The sequence below is a fragment of the Pseudoalteromonas luteoviolacea genome, assembly GCF_000814765.1.
GTDB lineage: Bacteria > Pseudomonadota > Gammaproteobacteria > Enterobacterales > Alteromonadaceae > Pseudoalteromonas > Pseudoalteromonas luteoviolacea_H.
The window spans coordinates 123916-145923 of record NZ_JWIC01000007.1 but is presented as its reverse complement, the minus strand read 5'-3'; the positions used below and the strand labels follow the sequence as shown (position 1 = coordinate 145923).

Below are 22008 nucleotides of genomic sequence, written 5' to 3'. Positions count from 1 at the left end.
TCAAAAGGCGGCATGTCGCCGCCTTATCAAGTAAATCCTAATTTGCTTTGATATTCAGTGTCACGCCACTGGCATTACTATAACCACGTAAATCTATGTGCCACGTTCCTGATTGCGGGTTCGTGAAAGTGCAAGATTCACTATTGCCATTTTTATATGGACGACATTGGTATGAAGATGTAGAAGAAGCTGAACCAAAGTTGACGTAGAGGTCAGCATCACCACTTCCCCCTGAAATCGATACAGTTAAATTTGCGTATCCAGCATTGAGCTCTTGTGTATACCTAGCCCACTGCCCTGTAGACACAGATACATTGCTTTCTGTACGATCTATAGGCGGTGTATTATTGCTTCCATCTGAGTAACTTCCCGTTAGTGATACACCAGATATTTGATTCCATGCTTCAACCATCACAAAGTAAGTACCTGCTTGAATATTCGCGATTGAGCAAGACTCATTACTCGTAGAGGAAGTGCTCTTACAATCATAAGCTTGTAAGGTCGGCCTGGCACCAAACTTCACATATAAATCGGCGTCACCAGTTCCCCCAGTTGTGGTAAATTTAAGGTTACTTGACCCTGCTGGCACATTCAGTACAAAGAATTGCTGTGATTTAGCTGCACCACTGATGCCTGTGCGAGCTACACCGTTTGTTAACTCTTCATCAGTAGGCGGTGTGCCACAACTGCTGCCTGAACTCAGTTGAGATGTGACACCCACTAGCGCCAAAGCAGCCTTCACATCATCTGGGTTGTAGCCAAGGTCGCATGCAGCATCCATCACCCCATTACCAGCCAGATCCCAATCTGTACTTGCCGTCCAATACATCTGATTCGCTTTGGCCATCACCACAAAAGCTTTTTTAGTATCCCAGCCCGCTGTTGTTGCTAAATGATAAAAGGCTTTATTGAACACACCAGATGAGTGATGCACATCCATACCTGAAGTAAAGTTTGATTGATGATCAATAGAACGACCATCTTTTGTTGGATCATTCATATATCGAAGTGCACCACTCCCTTTGAAGATATCCTGTCCGACCAACCAGTCATTGCTCCCTCTCATATAGAATTCCGCAGCTTCGCCTGCCATATCAGAAAACGCCTCGTTTAAACCACCAGATTTATTACGGTAGATTAACCCTGAGTTTTGTTCTGTAAAACCATGGCTCACCTCGTGTGCAGACACATCCAAACTTACCAGTGGGTAAAATCGGTCTTTACCGTCACCAAAAGTCATCGAACGTCCATCCCAAAACGCATTTTCGTAATTATTGCTGTAGTGAACTCGCATTTGTAATTGGAAACTCAGTGGTGCCGTACCTAACCAATCACTGTACATATTGAACACCACATTACCAAAATAGTGCGCATCATTAAGCGGTGAATATGCGCCATTAATTTCTTTAACTGTATTCTCTGGGCAAGTGAAACTATGCGCGCTAGAACCGCTACTTCCATGATTTAAATGAATGGTCTTTACATTGGCATTATTCATTGTGCAGGTATTACCTGACTGGCTAACATCCAAATGACCATAGTCAGTACCATATTGATAACGGCCTGTTTTTTGGTTGCCACCCGGACCTGTTGCGTTAGCATGTTGAATATTATCATAGCTGAGTAACACTTCCCCAGTATGTGCATCAACAATTTGATATGGTCTGGATGGTGAGTCGCCATACGTCACATGCGAAAGCTCATAAACCAAACGAGCTTGATTATTTTTATCTACCCATATAGCGAGCTGCTCTGTCTCATGGAATGTTTTTTGCGCCAACTGCGTTGCTGGTAATGAGGCAGTCGATAAGGCTTTAGCCTGTGCCGCGGCCAAACTCGGCTTAACTGACATGACATCTGCATTAATGTCGTATACAGCAGCACCATGCGCGTGCTTCAACAGACCTTGCTTATCAAAAGTTAAACTGACTGTGTCACCAATAACAGGCAAGCCTTGATACATTTGTTGATAACGGTGGGTCACCGAACCATTCTTGTGTTTAAAGCTTTTGAGTATTTTTAGCGAGTCATCAGCAGAAAGGCCGATTAATTGATTTGCGGGTGTTGAGAGTAAACTCATCGATCCTGACTGCAACATGATATTTAAATTGTTATGTTGATTTAAATACTGCTTCTGCGCGGCGTTTGCAGCACAACTCAGTACCGCAAGAGTGGCGAGAGTTAATTTAGTTATTTTATGGTTTTTCACTTTATGCTCCTTGATTGTGTGTATTACATTCAAAAAATACCTGAATGTGCACCGTGTTTGGATGCATAGTTGAGACTAGCCAAATAAAACAAAAAATAAACCTTTAATTTACATAAATTAAACCTATGGCCAGTTGTATTTTTTAATCAATACTTTCATAAAGTTAGCTAAATTAAGACAAAATTCACAGTCTAAATATGACCAAAATGTAAACAAAATACTACAAAATCAATATTAGATTATCAATAACGATTTAAGGGCATAAACGAATGGGATTTATGCGCGTGCAATTCTCCCATTTAAGTAGGCTAAAGCGATATCTTCATTTGTTTTATGATAAAGTTGAACAGGTGATTTATATAAACTTTTGCACAGCGGAGTTAAAATTCGTAGGTATAACGCAGTCTCAGCTGCCTGCCTTTTTGTGGCACCCTGCCATCGTATCTTCTGGGATCGAATGCATCGGTAGACTTATCAAACGCATTTTGAACTTGTAACGCAACCCCTTGTTTATCATTTATTTTCCAGCCAATCGTTGCGCCAAATAACCAATGACTTGGCTGATGGTAAGGTGAAAATTCAGGATCATCAGGTAACACAGCAGGGATGACCGTGATGCTGTCTCTCCATATCCCGTTGACGGAGTATTGCATATCTCCTTGGCTATAATTGAATACTATAGAACCAAACTTTTTATAACTCGGGTTAAACGGTAAATCGATGTATTGGGTAAATGTGCTAGATAACCAAGCTGATTCATTTATATGCAACGTGCCGCTAAATTCAAAACCTTGCATGCTAGTTTCAAATACATTGTCAAACGTAAAACGAGATAATGCTTCGTCCACAGGAATTAAATTAATAAAATCCTCTAATTCATTATCAAATAAAACCAAATCGACTTGCCAATTATCATTTTTTGCATGCCATACTAACTCTGTCGTTTTTAAATATTCTGCTTTTAGATCTGGGTTACCAACGGTCACTTCGTCATTTGAATGCAGCTCATTACTAACAGGGGCTCTAAATGCCTCGCCATACTGTAGCTTAAAAGTATGCACAGGATTAAATTGATAAATGAGTGCCAATCTTGGTGATAATTTACGATCGATGTCAATCACATCATCATAACGAAGCCCTGTAAACATTGTGATAGATTCAGTGAGGGTATATTTAACTTGTGTATAAACGGCGTAAGAGTCGAAGCTAGCTTCGAGCGGCTCAAAAGGCTTATGATTGCTAATAACTTGAAGGCCGCCAAGGTAAAAAGGCTCATCTACAAAAATCTGCCCAGTCTCAGGGTTATAATAATTAGTGTATACATCAGCACGAGATTGCTCTTCCCAAGAATATTCAGCACCAAAAATGATATTTAGAGACTGGTTATATCCATACACAGTTTCGCTGTTTAAAGTAAGATCTCTTGATTGCCAACGTGGGCCTACAAAAAAATCGTGGTCTAATTGAAGTTCTTCAGCACTGGCAATTAATCCTGCACTTTTTATGTCATGCTTTATAAATTCCAATCTTGTCGTATTTGAAAGTGAGTCACTCCATGATGATTTGACTTCCAATTGCATACCCAGATTGCGACTGGTGTGCCTATTATCTTTAGACTCACCTGATAAATTAATAAACTCATCTAATCGCGTCTCAGAGTTATGAATTGCAAATCGCCAATTCTCCCAATTTAACTCAACCTCAACGAACCGACCATCAATCGGATCTCGCACTTTCGCTTCAAAATACTCATCTCCATCATCTCTGTATAAAGAGGCATTAGCTTGAAGTGACAGACCATTTTCAAACGTATGATGAGCGCTTAATGCGCCTTGATACATACCATTGTCGCCGACAGCAGCCATAAATTGGTTAGAATTTTTCTTTGTAACGATATTCATCACGCCTAAAAAGGCATTGCTGCCATACAAAGCGGAACCGGGCCCTCTGATAAACTCAACTCGTTCTACTATTTCAACGGGGATAAAAGGAGCATAAACAGAAGCTTTGCCAAAAGACGCATCATTAAGTCTTTGCCCATTGAGCATGACCAGCACATTACCGCTGTCTAAATAGATACCGCGTGCGTGCTCTTTTGGCACAGCACCAACCCAATCGCCGCGAGTTGACTGCATGCCAGGCACGAAGTTCATGAGTTCATATACATTGGCGACGCCTAATAATTGAATATGTTGACGATTAAAAACGGTCGTACTCGATGGCACAGTGGTAGGTGATTCAGTGGTTTTAGTGGCTAAAGTAATGTTAACGTCAAGCAATTCCTCAAAGCTCAACTCAAATAGCTCTTCTTGAGAAGCAATTGCATTAAAGCAAAAAAGAAAGACAAAAATAAGCGGGACTGTTTTTTTCATATTGAGCCTGACTACTGATACCGTAACAAGCTCAACTCAGGTGAACAATTTCACCAAATTTTGCTTACACAGTTACCGTTCATACATCTAAATAATACGCATGAAATGTAACTGTGCAAGTTTTTACTTAAGTTTTATGCAGCCTGTAACTTCTTTGCCTTGAAATACTTATACAAGCCAATCAAGGAAGCAACTATCCAAAACAGCTCAATTACAAAGCTCGCTAGGTTGAAGTTGTAGCATAAACTAATAAGTAGCAGGATTGCACCAGAGAGGTTCATGAGGTTATATTTGAGGCCATCTGGTGTGACCTTTTCAAGTTGCAGTAAGAAAAACGCTCCAACTACAAGAAAAGTACCAGTCATACCTATTACATCAAATAAAATGTCAATCATGTTTTTGTCCATATATTTTGTGGATACTCACCCAAACACGCTGGCCCTTTTCCATGGGTAGGGTGACTTTCAATCGTTGAAACAGCACAAACTCATGAATTATCTTAAAATCATGATGATTGAGACAGGATATTTGTCCTTATATTGAAATCACTTATTTAAAAGTCACTTTATTGCCAACAATTTTGAGTGCAGGTGCCCCCCTTATCAGAGTCTTTCTGGAAAACTCTTGTTCGCAATCAGGGCAATGAGTTTGATTGATGGTATGATCAACACTTATTCGTTCGACAAAGCATTTTATGAGGCTGCCCTTACCGCCTTTTCGGTACTTAAACAACTTGGCTTTGCACTTAGAGCAAAACACATCGACTGTCCGAGTAGGGCCCTTTTTATTAGGTTTGGCCAATTAATTTAAACTCCCAACCACAAATCCGATTAAAGTAAATTGTAATGTGTGATAACCCGCATTCACTAGAAATAGTTTTAGAGGCCTTTGCTCAAACAAGTAACTAATCCCAAACGACGTGGTGACAAAAGTAACCCCAATAAACAGACCAAATGTCATCGCATCCAATACTGAAGGGCCTTTTCCAACTAACATCGCAACAGCAACCGAAGCCAAAATACAGAGCATAAATGAGCCTAAGAATATAGCTTTATGATCGGCATGTTTTAAGTCGAGTTCAGTTAATCCAGCACCTTCTAACCACGCCTGTTGGAACATCAATGGAGAATACCACAGGCCTCCGAGCAAAAAAGAGCTCAATGCAGCTAACAGTACTGCCACTATATTTACTTCGAATACATACATTAGCATTTGCTCCATTGTTTAACTATTTTCAATTTAGTTAAAATCTACCAATTGAGCAATGTAAGCGCCAAAGTTGACTATTTTGATACCGGTCTTTTTTGCAACTTACGCTGTAAAGTTCTTCTGTGCATATTGAGCTGACGAGCCGTTTCCGACACATTGCCCTCATTTGCTTGCAATGTTTGTTGGATATGTTCCCACTCCAATCGCTCTGGCGACATTGTTGACTCAAACGAGTCTTCAATCGCCACCTCTTCACCTAGTAGTTTTTTTGCAATCAACTTCGTGTCAGCAGGCTTTGTCAAGTAATCATCCGCCCCCAGTTTTATTGCTTCAACCGCGGTCGCGATACTGGCAAAACCTGTTAGCAAAACCAATATACAGTTGGGAAGCACTTGTCTAATTTGTGCGATATGCTGCAAACCAGATGAATGCTCAAGCTTCATATCTAGCAGCACATACTCAGGTAAAAATGCGCTGCACTGAGATAAGATGTCTCTCTCATAATTCACGACTTGACACTCAAATCCCATCTTTGACATCCGCCTTGCGAGCGTATTTGAAAAGGCGACATCATCCTCAATAATTAATAACCTCATGATAAACCTACTATCGGTAATACAGCGGTAGACAGGACGCCACCTTCTGCCAAATTTTCAAGGTGTAATTCACCATTTACTCTCTCTAACGTTGCATGAGTTAACAACAGCGCCATACCAAAACCAGTATCACTTTCGACAATAGATTTGCCCAAGTCATCTAACTTCTTCTGAGCAATTCCTTTGCCTTCATCTTTGATCAATAAATACCATTTCCCCCTTCTGCATATGCAGTCAATTCAATATGGTACTTATCGGCACGCTCATTTGCTTTTGCCGCATTGACTATCAAATTTAACAGTGAAGGCACTAACATTGGATCCCCATTGATCTCAACAGAAGATGTCTTTTCAACAATGGACAAAGATTGTTCTGGATATTGAAGCGTCATTAACTCTTCTAGTTGCGCTATCACAAATTGTGTAGATTGCGCCTTTTCTTGACGCTTTAACTTAAGTAGCTCTGTTTGCTCTCTAAAACTATCTAGTTGAATACGACACTGCGAAAGCGGTCCGTGCATCTCAGAAACCGCAGGATGTTCAGGGAAATCCTCACGAAGTTCCTCCAACAATAAATTTAGGTGAGCAATCGGCGTCGCGAGTTGGTGCGTTACCTGTGCTGCGGCACTACCAAGTGCTAAAAGCTGCTCTTGTTGCAATTGCTTTTCGCGCGTTTTCGCCAACAGCGCCTCTCTCTCTCGAATCCGCTTCACAAGTATTGCGACAACACCGACAGTCACAACCACCATGAAAACAAAATTCACAAACATGCCTAGCAAGTGCTCGCCCATATGCATACCATGGTGATGCATTGGCATAGTCACAGCCAAATACAAATAACCATATGAGAGCAAAGCACTCGCTGATACAAATAACACGTAACCAATTGAAACGGTAACCGCGGCTATAATACAAGGTAAGAGTAATAATGAAACAAAAGCGTTACTTGCACCGCCTAAAAAAGACAGTAAAACAGATAAAAAGACGATGTCTGCCATCAACTGTAAAGTCATGGCCCTTTCTGAGATTTCTCTGCTTCTACGATACAAAACAATGCTAACGAGTTGAAACAGTGATTCTAATGCTATCACCGTAAAAACAGGCTGATGGGGGATGCTTTTGTCGAGCAATAAAATTGAAATTAACACCAAAATAAGCTGTAAGACAATCGCAATCGAACGCAGTAAAAGCAGCTGTCCAAGTGCAGATTGGGGCGAGAAAGCAATAACCATGTAGCAAGCCTAAAAGCAAATGAGGACGTACTTTACCCGATCAATCTCCCAACTTAAAGGCATCAGAACTAGAAATGCTCAATCATATTTGAGAATAAACTCTGGGCTGGGAGTACCTTGATGAAAGAGTAACTGCCACCCTGCTCCGTTGTTACGCCATAAAGACATTCTGAGAGAAAACTGTAAGTTAGAATAAGCATTACGTCGATAGGCCGCATGATAAGTAAGCTGTGCTATCGTCTCACTTAACATTTGTCCCCTAAAGTCTTGATTATAAAACTGCGGTACTTTTTCGCTTGGCAACCGCGACAGTACATGCCGTTTATCAAACAATAACCCATTGGCAGAAATTTCGTAAAAATCATCATCCAATAACAAAGATAAGCGCTCTTTAGATTCTCTCACATGTGGTTCAAGTAAGCGTCGCTCTAAGGATATGAGTTCATCAAGTAGTTCTTGAGTGATTTTCTGAGTCATAAACAGCTGATATCTGACCTGTTTCTCATACAATTCTAGTCAAATGTACCAATTCAACAAGGTATTCTTTGTGTACAAATCAATAGTTTGTTATAAATATGCAATTAACCGAGTGGTCGGATTTGATTAAGAGACACTATGATATATGCAAAAATTACAGGTTGGGGTAAAGCATTACCACCAGCTTCTATCAGCAATGATGAAATGAGCACCATTGTTGATACCACTGACGAATGGATAACAACGCGTACTGGGATCCGTGCTCGTCGCGTTAGTCACGTAAGCACAGCTGAATTGGCCACCATCGCCAGTAAACAGGCCCTAGCCTGCGCAGATGTGAGTGGTGAGGATATTGATTTAGTGTTGCTTGCTACCTGCACACCTTCAACTATGGTTGCCAATACAGCCTCTCTGGTACAAAAAAACATTGGCGCTACCGGTGCTGCAGCCTGCGATACCAATGCCGCTTGCTCTGGGTTTCTTTATGCTTTACAAAATGCAACTGCACAGATCCAGTCTGGTATGATCAAAAAAGCAGTCGTTGTCGCTGCGGAGCGCATGACTTGGTATATCAACTGGGCTAAAAGAGACAGTGCAGTGTTGTTTGGTGATGGCGCTGGTGCAGTTGTACTGGAAGCGAGCTCAGAACCAAGCGGTTTACTGGGTACAAAAACAGGGTGTGATACTGAAGATAGAGATATTTTACACATAGCCAACTACGGAACAGACTTAAATAAATATGAGGCAGTTGGCCCATCTGACCTATTGTTTGAAGGACGTGAAATCTTCAAGCGCGCAGTAACCGGTATGAGCTTGGCGTGCGATGACGTTATGGATAAAGCGAAGCTCAACCTTGATGACATTGACGCCCTTATTCCTCATCAGGCTAATCTTCGTATTATCCAAGCAATACAGAAAAAGTTAGATATCGAAGACGAAAAAGTGATTGTCAACATCGACAAGTATGGCAACACATCAGCTGCAACAATTGCAATCGCGCTATGTGAAGCTGTCGAACAGGGGATGATCAAGCCACATGCTAACATTATGTCTGCCGCTTTTGGAGCCGGGCTAACTTGGGCTGCAAGTTATATAAAGTGGGGCGAACGCATTACACCTCTCGCGACTTCAGATTATACATTTACGCCTTGTGAACAATCAGGACTTGAACTCGTTCAAGATGCCGTCACCGCTTGTAAAAATAACTCCTAATCACTGTGAGCAGTAGCGTCAGCTACTGCTCGAAATACTCCATCATACCTGATAGTATTAGCGCTTCAGCACTCGAAAGACCACTACGTCTTTAAACACTCTGCTTTGTTACATTGACTACTTTAAATAATGCTTAATTCCTTATTTTGACGCTGTATAATCGTCTTACATTTAGAATTACTTTTGATTATTTCAATTAGAGTAGTAAATAGACAACTGGTGTTTGCTACACAATCAAAATTACTGACAACAAGCTAGTTATTAGGGGAATATGGTGTTTAAACCTCATTCAGAGATTAGCCAACTCGAACCACAAATCGTTTGGCAATTTTTCGACCAAATTTGTTCCATCCCACATCCATCTAAACATGAAGAAGCACTTGCTCAATTTATTGTTAACTGGGCGAATTCAAGAGATTTAGCCACGCGTCGTGATAAAACCGGTAATGTCTTTATCAAAAAGCCTGCAACCGAAGGCATGGAAAATAGAAAGCCTGTCGTTTTGCAAGCACACATTGATATGGTGCCTCAAAAAAATGATGATACAGCGCATAACTTCGAAACCGATCCAATTAGACCATTTATAGACGGTGACTGGGTAACCGCAGACGGAACTACGCTAGGCGCAGACAACGGTATTGGTATGGCTTCTTGTCTTGCGGTACTTGCTTCAGATGACGTTGCACATGGACCACTGGAGGTCATTTTAACAATTGACGAAGAAGCGGGTATGACTGGCGCATTTGGTTTAGAAGCGGGCTGGCTAGAGGGTGAGATTTTACTCAACACCGACTCTGAACAAGAAGGCGAGATCTACATGGGCTGTGCAGGCGGCATTGATGCTGGCCTAACACTTGATATCGAGAGACAAGAAAAATCAGCCCAGCAGACTTATTTAGAAATTTCTTTGAAAGGCCTAAAAGGAGGTCACTCTGGCGTAGATATTCATACCGGACGTGCCAACGCAAATAAGCTGTTAGCTCGCACATTGAAACATCACCTTACAGATATTGAGTTCCAAATTGTTGAATTCAAAGGTGGCTCTTTAAGAAACGCAATCCCACGTGAAGCCTACACAACCATTGCCATTCAAGACGCAGACATCAATAAAGTCTCTACCTATATTGAGCAAGTACAATCTCTCATGCGCCAAGAGTTGTCAGCTATTGAGACGGGCCTCACTTTCAATGTTAGTCAAACAGAGAGTGCGCTAAATCCACTGACATTAACCAGCACTCAGCAACTGTTATCCCTATTAAATGCATGCCCTAATGGCGTCGTTCGAATGAGTGATGATATTCAAGGCGTCGTAGAAACCTCATTAAACTTGGGTGTGATTACAACACAAGCAGACAGCATAGAAATATTATGCCTGATCCGCTCTTTGATTGACTCAGGTAGAAAAGATGTTGAAGGTACTTTGTCTTCATTGGCAGAGCTTGCCGGTGCAAAAGTTGAGTTTTCTGGTGCTTACCCTGGTTGGAAACCTGAGCCTGAATCAGAACTAATTCATATCTTCAGAGACATGTACGAAGGCATTTATGGTAAAAAGCCAGATATCATGGTGATACATGCAGGGCTTGAATGTGGTTTATTTAAAGAACCATATCCTGAGATGGACATGATATCGTTCGGCCCGACCATTAAGTTTCCTCATTCTCCTGATGAGAAAGTACATATTGAATCTGTCGGCTTGTACTGGCAACAAATGAAAGCATTACTTTCAAACATACCAGTTAAAACGGCTTAAATAATAAAAAAACGGCTCATATGAGCCGTTTTTATGTATATTAATTAGGAGAAGCGTTTTTGTAAGTATGCAAATGTAGCTCTAAGGCCCAAGCCTTCACCACCCACAGGTCTCCCTGGCAAATGGCGAACATTCCACGCCATCACATCAAAGTGTAGCCACGGCGTATTTTCAGGCTCAACAAACTCTTTTAGGTACAGCGCAGCTGTAATAGAGCCTCCGAATGGCGTCGAACCACAGTTTGAAATATCTGCTATATCGCTTTTGAAAAGACCTTTATATTGATCAAACAGAGGCAGTTGCCATACTGGATCATTATGCTCCAAGCCTTCAGCAATGATGTCATTGGCGATTTTCTGATCTGTACTATAAAAACCAGGTAACTCAGTACCTAAAGCAATACGACATGCCCCTGTTAAAGTAGCAAAGTCAATCAATAGATCAGGGTTTTCAGTTTGCGCTTCAGCCAATGCATCACATAATACCAAGCGCCCTTCTGCATCCGTATTATCGATCTCTACGGTGATCCCTTTACGAGTCACAATGACGTCACCAGGTCTAAACGCGTTTTTCGAAACGGCATTTTCAACCGCAGGCACTAATACACGTAATCTAACAGGTAGGTTTGCCGACATGATCATATGTGCAAGACCAAGTACATGAGCAGCGCCACCCATGTCTTTTTTCATATTGCGCATGCCTGCAGCAGGTTTCAGGTCTAATCCGCCCGAATCAAAACACACACCTTTACCAACTAAAGTTAATTTTGGCGCGTTTTCATCACCCCAAGTTAAATCCAACAAACGAGGCTTGTTATCACTGGCGCGGCCAACCATATGAATAGTTGGGTAGTTGTGCTCAAGTAACTCATCTCCAATCAACTGTTTAAATTCAGCACCAAATTGCTCAGTTAATTCAATGAACGTTTCCGCTAAATGTTGAGGCATCATGTCAGCCGCTGGCGTATTTACCAAATCGCGAACCAAGTATATGCCAGTTGTAATATCAGAAACTTTTTTACAAAGTTGCTCATTGGAAATGGCTAATTTAGCTTGAATAGGTGCCGCTTTTTTATAAGCGTTATATTTATATGCACCAAGAATATAACCCGTTGCAGCTCTTTCAATTAGATCTTCACTGCCAACAAATTGATATAGACCTTTTGGAAGTTGCTTAGCAAGGTCTCCAGCGAGCCATTGATCATCAAGCGACTCAACAACACAGACAACACTTGATAACTCACCGCTAGTCAAATCAGGTATCAGCAATACATTCTGACCTTCTTGGCGAGTCGCCAATACAAAGCTTTTTGACGGTTCTGCGTGGTCTGATAGCCAACGATCAAGGTTTGCTTCTGTGGTAAGATGAATTGGTGTTCCTTCTTGGGAATGAACGAGTAAAGTACTCATACGTGCCTCTTATTCTAAGTTGTATTGCCTCAAGGATAACAATAACTGACACACAATTCACCGTTATAAGGGTAAGTTTTTTCTATATTTTCGTAAACACAATATCAATTAAACGTAATAGAAAAAGCGCCACAAAACACGAAACCTCTTAATAAGCTTTTAAATGGCTATTACTTCTTTTTGTCTGCTTTTTTAATTGCAAAAGAGCTAGGTAACACTTCTACACCAAACTTATTCCCTAGCGCGATGATTAAAGGGATGGTGATTGGCGCAAATGGTAAAATGGCGAACACGCCTAGGCCTAATCCTTTTAAAACATCTACGAACTGCTTATTAGCAACTTTGAGTTCTGATCTCGTTGCGTTCCCTAACGTGTATCTTTTATAGATATCAAGCATCTCTTCCGTTTCTTGCTTTTCTTGCGCTAGGGCTCCTTTCAAAGCAATCAGGGTACGTTTGATCCTTAACCTTTGTCTTTTTCTACTTATTCGTGCCACCCGTATAGGTGCTTTATGCACGACCTTTATCAATCGCATTGACAACCAAAATCAGCTTATTTTCTGACATTCTAGCAAACTTCTATATAAAAATCGTGCGGATATTTGGTCCAAACCAAAGTGGCATTTAAACCTCGATCGCACTCACACAAATTAATAAATGTCACAGTGTTAAATAAATGGTTAATACAATCCCAAAATTATCAATAAAACCAATTTAAAATAGCGTTCCTTTGCAATTAACAACCCATCCCAGTACCTTTTATATTAACAAAAAACAGTTAAAACCATCACAAAAAGTCTAAAAAAACGTTTTATTTAAAAATAAATACAATTAAATCAAACAAAAGATTGAACTTAACAAATTGACTGCTACATTTATACACGTGTTAATTGGTTGATTAAAACTATGTGAAAACACAATATTGCATATTGCAATTTAGTATACAAAAAATTTAGAAAAACTGGGGAAACAGGATGAAACTACAGAGATGCAAGCTAAGAAAGGCTATTCAGTATGCTATTTCTACGACTGCAGCAACAACCGCGCTTTTAGCATTTGGTGTTCAAGCGGATGCCAGAGAAGAAGGCGCCAATAAAGATATAGAGAAGATCGCCGTCGTTGGTTCGAGGGCAGCACCAAGGTCAATTGGGGAATCACCGGTACCGATTGATATTATTGGTGGTGATGAATTAAGTAAGGCTGGTGGCGATGACATGCTTGAGCTTCTTAAAGGATCAGTACCTTCGCTCAATGTCCATGCAAACCCGATCAGTGATGCTGCAAGTCTTGTGAGACCTGCTAACTTACGCGGCTTGCCTGCTGATTCGACATTAATTCTACTTAACGGAAAACGTCGTCACCGCTCTTCTGTTATTGCATTTTTAGGTGGTGGTATCAATGATGGTGCACAAGGACCAGATATTTCTGTTATCCCAAGTGTCGCCCTTAAGCAGGTCGAAGTGCTTCGTGACGGTGCTGCTGCACAATATGGCTCTGATGCAATAGCAGGTGTTTTGAACTTTGTACTTAAAGATGCTTCAGAAGGCGGCAGTTTTTCTGTTAAACAGGGCGAGTATTATGAAGGGGATGGTGATACAACAACATTTGAAGGTAACATTGGCCTACCATTCACTGATCAAGGCTTTGTAAATTTAAGTTTTCAATATAAAGAGGCAGACCCAACAAGCCGAAGTGTTCAAAGACCTGATGCACAAGCATATATAGATGCCAGCGTAGAAGGAGTGAGAGATCCAGCACAGATTTGGGGTGCACCAGAGATAAAAGACGATATTACGCTGTTTGGTAATGTTGGACTTGAATTAAGTAATAGTTCTGAATTTTATATGTTTGGTAACTATTCCGAGCGTGATGTAAAAGGTGGGTTCTATTATCGTAATCCACAAACCCGTCCGCAAGTCTACTCTGGTGATGGCGGTAATACTCTGCTTGTTGCTGATTTAGATGGCGTTGGCACAGGTATCGAGTGCCCAACTGTAAACCTCATAGGTGCGGATGAAAAACGCATACAAAATGTTTCAAACATCGTCGCATACCAGCAAATTGCAGCTGACACAGAACTAGGCAGAAATTGCTTTGCATTCAATGAGATTCTGCCAGGTGGCTTCACTCCTAACTTTGGCGGTAACATCACGGATACATCACTGACCATCGGCACAAAAGGTGAGTTTACTGAAGGCTTTATGGAAGGCGGCTTCTATGATGTCAGTGGCTCTGTCGGACGAAATGAATCTCGTTACTTCATCACCAATACGGTGAATGCTTCACTAGGTGCGGAAACACCGATGGAGTTTAGCCCAGGTAAATATATTCAGTTAGAGAAAAACTTTAATTTGGATGTATCAAAAGGCTTCGACTTTGATCTGGCTTATGAAGTAAATGTCGCAGCTGGCCTTGAATGGCATGAAGAAACCTTTGAAGTTATTGCCGGAGATGAAGCATCTTTCATTGCAGGTCCTCTTACACAACAAAACTTCGGTATTGGTTCTAATGGTTTCCCAGGCTTCCAGCCTTCTGCCGCTGGCGAATTTACTCGACGTAACTATGCCGCATATGTAGATGTTGAAACCCCATTCACAGATGACTTTTTAATGGGGTGGGCGCTAAGATATGAGGACTATGACTCGTTCGGTTCGACGACTAACTTCAAAATTGTGGGTCAATATCAGTTAACTGATGATTTATCAGTGCGTGGCTCTGTTAGCACAGGTTTCCGTGCGCCGACAGTGGGTCAGGCAAATGTTAGTAACGTTCAAACAAACCTAAGCAGCGGCGTTCTCGTTGACTCAGCCCTTCTTCCACCAACAAACCCAGTTTCGGAAATTCTAGGTGGTACTGAGCTACAACCTGAAGAGTCTGAAAGTTACACATTGGGTTTTGTATATCAAACGGGCGATTTGTTCTTAACCATCGATTACTACAACATCCAAGTTGAAGACAGACTCAGTCAATCAAATAAAATTGACTTAACACCTGCACAAAAAGAAGCATTAAAAGCTGACGGCGTGCCAAATGTTGACAGTATAGCTCAGGTATCTTTCTTTACTAATGACTTTGATACCACAACACAAGGTGTGGACGTTGTGGCTAACTATTCAATGGACTTGATAGGTGGCTTCGCGACCTTTAGCATGGCGTATAACTGGAATGAAACTGAAGTTGATAAGTTCTCGACGATTACGGGGGATTTCAAGGTAGAACGCTTAGAAAAAGACTTGCCACAGCATCGCGCTACATACACGTGGACGCAACAGTGGGAAGATTTCTCTGGCTTTATTCGCTACAACTACTTTGGTGAATACCAAGGTGTTCACGTTGACTATGATGCTACAGCAATCATGGCCGATCCCAGCTTCACTTTTGATGCCGAGCTAACGTATTACGCGACAGAGAATATCAGCTTAACGGTAGGTGCAAATAACATCTTTGACCAAGATGCAGAGAAAGTCATTGACTTTCTTGAAGAGGGCAACAATGAACTTACGCCTTCAAACACATGGGGGGGTATCTACTATGAAACCTCTCCATTTGGTATTAATGGTGGTTTCTACTATGTCAAAGCAACTTATACGTTCTAAACTTTATCTGTAACCCAGAAGCAAAAGAGGAATTAGCGATGGCTATTTCCTCTTTTTATTTTTATCATTAAAATAAACTGCTTAAGAACATGTTACTTTTAGACCGTGCAACTGAATTACTATTAGAAAATAGGCTTAGAGAAGCTGAATTTATGTTTAAGCAAGTGCTTAAACAAAACCCAAAAAATGGCAAAGCCCTATTCGGACTTGGCCGAATATGCATGCGCTTAGAGCAATATGATAATGCCATCTATTATCTCAAAAGAGCGTGCGAACACCTGCCTAAAATGCTTGATCCCCTCTATGCATTAGCCGATGCTTTTATCGCAGTAGGGTCTCCTGTCGATGCAAAAACCGTGCTTGAATACGCGCTTAGCGTTGCACGACATAATGCACAAATCCATTACCACCTTGGGCAATTCTATTTAGACCATGGGTTTATAGATAATGCCTATCAAGTGTTTAAAAAAGGGCTAGACTGTCCTGTCTCTGGTGTTTCGGTGTTCATGATTTTTGAACTCATGCAACTTGCGCGCCCGGACGAAATTCCAGTTTTAATGGAGCGCCTTAAAGAGTTTGAGAATAAATTCGAGCATCCCACATTTCATATTGTTGCATACCATGCCTATGCAACAGCCCATCAAGCACTTGGCGAGAACAAAGAAGCATTCGAGTATTATAAAAAAGCCAACGAATTGCAGCTCACTCAATGTACATTTAGAACCGCTGATATGTTGCCTTTTTTCAGCCGTTTACTGGATACCTGCGATGATGATTTCTTCTCAAAACCAATTGATAAGGTCAAGTCAACCTTTACTCCCGTGTTCATTGTTGGCTTGCCAAGAACCGGCTCTACTCTATTAGAGCAGATCCTTACTCAACACTCTCAGGTTGGAACCATTGGCGAGAGCATTGTGCTGAGTGACAAAATCGTCCCTTACCTTGAAATGCGTACGGAGCGTAATTTCCCTGAATGTATCTATGACCCCTCAACATCAATGTTAGACTACTGTCGCAGCGTCTATGTTGATGAAATAAAAAAACATCGCGTGCAAGAAGAAGCCGTGATCAATAAATTACCCTCTAACTTTCAAAATGTTGGCTTAATATACAAATTATTTCCTAATGCCCGAGTAATACATTTAACGCGTGAATTTAAAGCCAATGCATGGTCTGTCTATAGTAACCATTTCGCTGAGAATGAACCTTATTTCTGCTCGCTTACTGAATTTGAACTCTATGCAGACATTGAACAACAGGTGATGTCTCATTTTGCAACCCGAATAAAAAGAAATATATATGAGGTAAGCTACGAAAAGTTAATTGAAGAACCTGAGCGCACCATTCAAAAAATTCTTAATTTTATCTATTTAAAATATGAACCAGAGTGTATGGAGTTTTATAAAAGCCGAGCAAAGGTATCGACGTTAAGTAAAACTCAAGTCAGGCAGCCTATTCACACTCGTTCTTTGAGTCGATGGCAAATTTTTGAAGCTCAAATTGAAAAAGAATTAGACAAACCAACGTAACAACAAAGGCTTATCTCACCCCTTATAATAGTCAAACCAATATAGTACATCTTGAAACTGGTCGTTGATGGCATTGGGGTGAGTTAACATATCAATATGACCGTAATTATGTTTATGGCCATATTTTTTACCATAAATTTTGAGTTCTTGGATCCCGATACCTGACTCCTTCATAAACATTGTAATGTCGATCGGCTGAGCCAACGCTTTGTCACTCACGCCTGCAATATGCAGCGTTGGCGGCAATGTGATGTTCTCTAAAGCAGCGCCATAATCAAAAGCATCGTCACTATCAACCCAAGGGCTTATCTGAGCCCATTGCGCACTTTGCCTATGTGATTTAGCAGTCTCACTATCAGATCCCCACCGCAGTTTTTTGGCAGGTAAAAAACCATACTTTTTGGTATAATAGTAAGCCAACCAATACCATAGTATATTGGCTTTTAATAACTTCTCTGGATGGTTGTTATATAAACTTCGTTTAGAACCAAAGTAGGCACACGCACGCACATGCTCAATTTCACTTGGAAAGCGGGCAAACACACTATTCATAATCACCCCACCCCAAGAGTGCGCAACCCAATATTCAGGCCTTCTACCTAATCGTGAAGAAATAAAATCTAATGCTGTTGGTATATCCTCTAAGATGGACTCTGTTTGTCCATAATCATGATTTTTGTCTATAGCAGGCTCGCTATCACCTCGTCCCCGTAAATCCAAAACAAAACATCTATACCCCTGCTTTGCTAAATAAGGCGCAAAACCTTTATTGGAGTGAGTGTAGAAAATTTTACCATTTTCAATTGCACCATGAAGACATAAAACAATAGGTCCTTGTTTATCTGGGTTATGAATATATCTAAGGTGTAATGACGCATTGCCCTGTGATAAAGGTACTTGTATTGATTCTTGTTTTATCATGATATATCCATACTTTTTACTCATCGTACCAGTAGATATATTTAAAAGTAAACCCATTAGTGGAGACATTGAAAATAAGGTATAATTTCAGGCAGTAATTTTGTGATATACATTTTCAATCATGCACCCTAGAAACAAACATGCCAACGGCTATGATCTGTCAGACTTATCAGAGGCCACCCCGGAATTGACTCAGTTCATAATCGACAAACCAAATCATCAAAGTACCATTGACTTCTCTGATGCTCGTGCAGTGCTATTACTTAATAAAGCTTTGTTGTTTAGGCATTACGGGATTAAATTTTGGGATCTGCCGCAACAGTTTTTATGTCCACCTATTCCTGGAAGGGCAGACTATATCCATGCTCTAGCCGACTTGCTTGCAGAGGACAATGACGGCATCATACCTACAGGAAAAAAAATAAAGTGCTTGGATATCGGAACAGGCGCCAATCTCATTTACCCAATACTTGGCAGTGCAGAGTATAAATGGCAGTTTATTGGCAGTGATATAAACCCTATTGCGGTGAAAGTGGCTGACAATATAGCAAAAGCAAACAAGCTTCCAGTAAAAATAAAGCAACAAACCGATAGCAATGCGATATTTAAAGGTATCATCACAAAAGACAGCTATTTCGATATCACAATGTGTAACCCCCCATTTCATGCTAGTGAAAAAGAAGCGCAGCAGGGTACACAGAGAAAGTGGAAAAATTTAGGTATCAGCAAAACAGCCAAACAACTCAATTTTGGCGGTCATGCACCAGAGCTTTGGTGTGAAGGCGGCGAGCCTTATCATTCATAACGAGTATGATAAAAGAGAGCGCGCAGTTTGGTAAACAAGTAGGCTGGTTCACGAGTTTAGTGTCTAAAAAAGATAATTTACCTGCGCTAACAAAGTGTTTAAAACAACACAATGTCAAACGTCATAAAGTCATAAAAATGCTTCAGGGTAACAAACAAAGCCGCTTTATCGCATGGCAGTTTTAATTAACTGCCCCACTTTTCATCTCCCCTTATAATCTCGAGCAAAATTTGTTTAAAACACCAAACAACGCTCGCATATCAATTGGCTTGCCGATGTGGGAAACAAACCCTTGAGACAAATACCGTCGGACATCACTCGACATGACGTTAGCGGTAAGGGCGATTACGGGTAAGTTAGGTTGGTGTGCATTTATTACTTGCTGTGCTTCAATGCCATCCATTTCAGGCATATGAATGTCCATTAAAACCAAGTCGAATTGGCGAGAGCGACAAGCATCAACCGCCAAGATGCCATTTTCAACCACCATTAATTCTGCTTGTGTATCTTTTAACATCATTTCAACAAGCATCTGATTTATTTTGTTATCTTCTGCAATGAGTATTTTTTTACCCGCTAAGTCTGGGGGGAGATAATGATTTCTTTAGGGGGTGTTCTCGACGCTTGAGTATTTTTATCAATTGGTAAGATAACGCGGATATGTGTGCCTTTTCCTTGCTCGCTGCTGAGTTCAATACTGCCTTGCATAAGCTTAACTAAACTCGCTGTAATGGACATACCAAGCCCTGTACCGCCATACTTTCTGGTTGTTGACGTATCCGCTTGCGCAAAGCGATCAAAGATACAATTTTGAGCCTCCGCGTTCATGCCAATACCAGTATCACAAACCTCAACAATCACAGCTGCTTTTTCATTCAGTACCGTTTCAGCTAAGTGTATGTTTACAGATCCACTCTCCGTAAACTTTACGGCATTTGAAGCAAGGTTCAGTAATATCTGTTTGACTCTAACCAAATCCCCAAGCCACTGGTCCTTAAATTGCTTATCAATAATGATGGCAAACTCGAGCCCTTTATTACTGATCAATGCATCTAAATCGTATTTTACAGAATCCAATATATCCGCAAATGAAATGGGCGCATTCTCAAGCTCAAGTTTATTGGATTCTATTTTTGAGTAATCCAAAATATCATTGATAATTGTAAGCAAACTTTGAGCTGAAAAAGCGGCGTTAGCCAGCGTCTTTCTGTTATCTGAGTCCAACTCTGCACTTTGCAATAACTGAAGCCCACCTAAAATAGCATTCATAGGTGTTCGGATTTCATGACTCATGTTTGCCAAAAAATCGCTTTTAGCTTTCACTGAATTTTCTGCAGCTAGCTTAGCTGCAGCAAGTTTCTCAATAACGGCAACCTTGTCTGTTACATCATAATTTACACCAATGACTTTAATTGGCACACCCAATTTATCTTTAATGATTTCGGCACTGGCTTTCATAGTCCTTATATCACCATTTGGGTGCACAACTCTAAACTCCGGATCATAAACGCCTTCACCTTGTACAGCTGAAGCCAGTTTAGAACGTACAAATTCGAGATCATCAGGGTGTACACTATTTTCCCAAGCTTCATACACACCAGAAAACTGCCCTGCCGTTACACCATATAGCTTAAACATCCAATCATCCCAAATAAGCTCATTGGAAATTAAATCCCATTCCCAAACGCCAATCTCAGCTGAGTCATTCGCAAGCTGCATCCTAATAGCAAAAGAATCGGCTTCATCTTTCGCTTTCTGAATTTGTGCTTCGACTTCCTTTTGGCGCGTAGTGTCTTGAACCACAGACCAGATAAAATCTATTTCATCGCTATCTGTAATTTTGATACCTGATAATAAGACTGGAAATACCTTGCCAGATTTATGAATATACTCCTTTGCATAAGGTCCATATCGCCCTCTCATTTTCAAGTCTTCAAGCTGTTTATACTCCTGCTGTTCATATTTTTTCGGCGTCAATTGCCAATAGTCCATTTGATTCAGCTCTTCGACAGAATACCCCGTAATGTTACCGAACTCCTGATTGACATAATCAAAGCTACCATCTTGCATAAAATTAATGGCAATGCCGACGGGTGCCAAATTAACAAAGTGCTCAAATTTTTCTTTCTCTCTCTGATATGCCTTCTGATAGTGCTTAATATCCGAATGCGCTTCATCAAGTTTTTGTTGGGCTTGCACTATTTCTGTGATGTCTCTTCCGATTGCGAGAATAAGTTCCTCACCGTGAAATTGCACGGATGTTAAAGATACTAAACAAGGAAAAGTCGAACCATCGGGGCGGCAATGGGTCCATTGGAATAGCTGAGCTCCCTCCTGCTGCGTTTTCTCAATATATTGCTTCGCTAACTGTTCAGATGATTGACCACATGGCTGATGCTTTGGTGAGATGTCAGCAGGAGTCAGTTGCAAAAACGCTTCCTTACTATTGATCCCATGCATTTCAATCGCCGCAGTATTGCACTCAACGAATGTCCCAGACTGAAGATCAACAATAGAAAGCGCATCACCGGACACATCGAATAGCTTTTTGTATTTATCTCGTTCAAAGGTAACTTGCTCAAGCTCAGATCGTAATCTTTTCAGTTCATTCTCTAAATTTGCACATCTTGTCCGAGACATAGCAGCTCCATATGCGCTTCAGTCTAAAATTATTTCACCAATTGGAATAAAT

The 22008-nt window shown here is 40.9% G+C and carries 18 protein-coding genes and 1 pseudogene; 5 read left to right on the top strand and 14 right to left on the bottom strand.

All coding sequences use genetic code 11. The features are described 5' to 3' along the window. Positions 1 to 37: 37 nt before the first annotated feature. From JF50_RS15150 to JF50_RS15115, 9 genes are all read right to left on the bottom strand, one after another. Entirely contained in the window at positions 38 to 2209 is a 2172-nt protein-coding gene (locus JF50_RS15150) for a M4 family metallopeptidase (RefSeq protein ID WP_052262343.1), read from the bottom strand. Positions 2210 to 2589: 380 nt separating this feature from the next. Further along, a complete protein-coding gene (locus JF50_RS15145) occupies positions 2590 to 4581 on the bottom strand; it encodes a TonB-dependent receptor plug domain-containing protein (protein ID WP_039610283.1) in 1992 nt (663 codons plus the stop codon). Positions 4582 to 4715: 134 nt separating this feature from the next. Continuing rightward, positions 4716 to 4976, bottom strand: coding sequence for a CBU_0592 family membrane protein (locus JF50_RS15140; protein ID WP_039610969.1), 261 nt, complete (start codon positions 4974 to 4976; stop codon positions 4716 to 4718). A gap of 154 nt (positions 4977 to 5130) precedes the next feature. After that, complete coding sequence (locus tag JF50_RS27645; RefSeq protein ID WP_080760258.1) at positions 5131 to 5382, bottom strand: hypothetical protein; 252 nt, start codon at positions 5380 to 5382, stop codon at positions 5131 to 5133. After that, positions 5383 to 5793 (bottom strand): DUF1761 domain-containing protein, encoded by a 411-nt coding sequence (locus tag JF50_RS15130; RefSeq protein WP_039610968.1) that lies wholly within the window; start codon positions 5791 to 5793, stop codon positions 5383 to 5385. 71 nt (positions 5794 to 5864) lie between these two features. Beyond that, the gene (locus tag JF50_RS15125; RefSeq protein WP_039610281.1) at positions 5865 to 6386 is read right to left on the bottom strand and encodes a response regulator transcription factor; all 522 of its coding nucleotides are present in this window, start codon (positions 6384 to 6386) and stop codon (positions 5865 to 5867) included. Continuing rightward, a complete protein-coding gene (locus JF50_RS27640; RefSeq protein WP_052262342.1) occupies positions 6383 to 6589 on the bottom strand; it encodes a sensor histidine kinase in 207 nt (68 codons plus the stop codon). Before JF50_RS27640 ends, JF50_RS15125 begins: the two co-directional genes overlap by 4 nt. Beyond that, positions 6586 to 7617, bottom strand: coding sequence for a hypothetical protein (locus JF50_RS15120; RefSeq protein ID WP_052262341.1), 1032 nt, complete (start codon positions 7615 to 7617; stop codon positions 6586 to 6588). Before JF50_RS15120 ends, JF50_RS27640 begins: the two co-directional genes overlap by 4 nt. 78 nt (positions 7618 to 7695) lie before the next feature. Next, positions 7696 to 8094, bottom strand: coding sequence for a DUF4440 domain-containing protein (locus JF50_RS15115; RefSeq protein ID WP_039610280.1), 399 nt, complete (start codon positions 8092 to 8094; stop codon positions 7696 to 7698). 138 nt (positions 8095 to 8232) lie between these two features. Here JF50_RS15115 and JF50_RS15110 point away from each other — a divergent pair, with 138 nt between their 5' ends. Together JF50_RS15110 and JF50_RS15105 are read left to right on the top strand one after the other, a co-directional pair. Beyond that, positions 8233 to 9306: a ketoacyl-ACP synthase III gene (locus tag JF50_RS15110; protein ID WP_039610279.1), complete on the top strand. Its 1074-nt coding sequence runs from the start codon at positions 8233 to 8235 to the stop codon at positions 9304 to 9306. 274 nt (positions 9307 to 9580) lie between these two features. Beyond that, positions 9581 to 11056 carry an aminoacyl-histidine dipeptidase gene (locus tag JF50_RS15105; protein ID WP_039610967.1) on the top strand — a complete coding sequence of 492 codons (1476 nt, stop codon included), beginning with the start codon at positions 9581 to 9583 and terminating at the stop codon, positions 11054 to 11056. A 44-nt stretch (positions 11057 to 11100) separates the two neighbouring features. Here JF50_RS15105 and JF50_RS15100 read toward each other — a convergent pair whose 3' ends face one another. Next, positions 11101 to 12465, bottom strand: coding sequence for a leucyl aminopeptidase family protein (locus JF50_RS15100; protein WP_039610278.1), 1365 nt, complete (start codon positions 12463 to 12465; stop codon positions 11101 to 11103). 170 nt (positions 12466 to 12635) lie between these two features. Then, positions 12636 to 13001 (bottom strand): hypothetical protein, encoded by a 366-nt coding sequence (locus tag JF50_RS15095; RefSeq protein ID WP_039610277.1) that lies wholly within the window; start codon positions 12999 to 13001, stop codon positions 12636 to 12638. A 438-nt stretch (positions 13002 to 13439) separates the two neighbouring features. Between JF50_RS15095 and JF50_RS15090 the strand changes: the two genes are divergently transcribed. Both JF50_RS15090 and JF50_RS15085 read left to right on the top strand, forming a co-directional pair. Next, positions 13440 to 16061 carry a TonB-dependent receptor plug domain-containing protein gene (locus JF50_RS15090; RefSeq protein WP_039610276.1) on the top strand — a complete coding sequence of 874 codons (2622 nt, stop codon included), beginning with the start codon at positions 13440 to 13442 and terminating at the stop codon, positions 16059 to 16061. A gap of 89 nt (positions 16062 to 16150) precedes the next feature. Then, the gene (locus JF50_RS15085) at positions 16151 to 17590 is read left to right on the top strand and encodes a tetratricopeptide repeat-containing sulfotransferase family protein (RefSeq protein ID WP_039610275.1); all 1440 of its coding nucleotides are present in this window, start codon (positions 16151 to 16153) and stop codon (positions 17588 to 17590) included. 15 nt (positions 17591 to 17605) lie between these two features. Here the strand turns inward: JF50_RS15085 and JF50_RS15080 are convergent, their stop codons facing one another. Next, the gene (locus JF50_RS15080) at positions 17606 to 18511 is read right to left on the bottom strand and encodes an alpha/beta fold hydrolase (protein WP_039610274.1); all 906 of its coding nucleotides are present in this window, start codon (positions 18509 to 18511) and stop codon (positions 17606 to 17608) included. A 121-nt stretch (positions 18512 to 18632) separates the two neighbouring features. Here JF50_RS15080 and rlmF point away from each other — a divergent pair. Beyond that, positions 18633 to 19501, top strand: a pseudogene (gene rlmF / locus JF50_RS15075) (23S rRNA (adenine(1618)-N(6))-methyltransferase RlmF). Positions 19502 to 19527: 26 nt separating this feature from the next. Here rlmF and JF50_RS27635 read toward each other — a convergent pair. Then, a complete protein-coding gene (locus JF50_RS27635) occupies positions 19528 to 19836 on the bottom strand; it encodes a response regulator (RefSeq protein ID WP_235423452.1) in 309 nt (102 codons plus the stop codon). A gap of 56 nt (positions 19837 to 19892) precedes the next feature. Beyond that, entirely contained in the window at positions 19893 to 21956 is a 2064-nt protein-coding gene (locus JF50_RS15065) for a PAS domain S-box protein (RefSeq protein WP_235423451.1), read from the bottom strand. Between the last annotated feature and the right edge of the window lie 52 nt (positions 21957 to 22008).

What these genes read in the sequence shown, in the direction of transcription:
- JF50_RS15145 (WP_039610283.1), bottom strand. Translation starts at nt 4,581, where the DNA reads ATGAAAAAAACAGTCCCGCTTATTTTTGTCTTTCTTTTTTGCTTTAAT.
- JF50_RS15140 (WP_039610969.1), bottom strand. Translation starts at nt 4,976, where the DNA reads ATGATTGACATTTTATTTGATGTAATAGGTATGACTGGTACTTTTCTT.
- JF50_RS15130 (WP_039610968.1), bottom strand. Translation starts at nt 5,793, where the DNA reads ATGCTAATGTATGTATTCGAAGTAAATATAGTGGCAGTACTGTTAGCT.
- JF50_RS15125 (WP_039610281.1), bottom strand. Translation starts at nt 6,386, where the DNA reads ATGAGGTTATTAATTATTGAGGATGATGTCGCCTTTTCAAATACGCTC.
- JF50_RS15120 (WP_052262341.1), bottom strand. Translation starts at nt 7,617, where the DNA reads ATGGTTATTGCTTTCTCGCCCCAATCTGCACTTGGACAGCTGCTTTTA.
- JF50_RS15115 (WP_039610280.1), bottom strand. Translation starts at nt 8,094, where the DNA reads ATGACTCAGAAAATCACTCAAGAACTACTTGATGAACTCATATCCTTA.
- JF50_RS15110 (WP_039610279.1), top strand. Translation starts at nt 8,233, where the DNA reads ATGATATATGCAAAAATTACAGGTTGGGGTAAAGCATTACCACCAGCT.
- JF50_RS15100 (WP_039610278.1), bottom strand. Translation starts at nt 12,465, where the DNA reads ATGAGTACTTTACTCGTTCATTCCCAAGAAGGAACACCAATTCATCTT.
- JF50_RS15095 (WP_039610277.1), bottom strand. Translation starts at nt 13,001, where the DNA reads ATGCGATTGATAAAGGTCGTGCATAAAGCACCTATACGGGTGGCACGA.
- JF50_RS15090 (WP_039610276.1), top strand. Translation starts at nt 13,440, where the DNA reads ATGAAACTACAGAGATGCAAGCTAAGAAAGGCTATTCAGTATGCTATT.
- JF50_RS15085 (WP_039610275.1), top strand. Translation starts at nt 16,151, where the DNA reads ATGTTACTTTTAGACCGTGCAACTGAATTACTATTAGAAAATAGGCTT.
- JF50_RS15080 (WP_039610274.1), bottom strand. Translation starts at nt 18,511, where the DNA reads ATGATAAAACAAGAATCAATACAAGTACCTTTATCACAGGGCAATGCG.
- JF50_RS27635 (WP_235423452.1), bottom strand. Translation starts at nt 19,836, where the DNA reads ATGATGTTAAAAGATACACAAGCAGAATTAATGGTGGTTGAAAATGGC.
- JF50_RS15065 (WP_235423451.1), bottom strand. Translation starts at nt 21,956, where the DNA reads ATGTCTCGGACAAGATGTGCAAATTTAGAGAATGAACTGAAAAGATTA.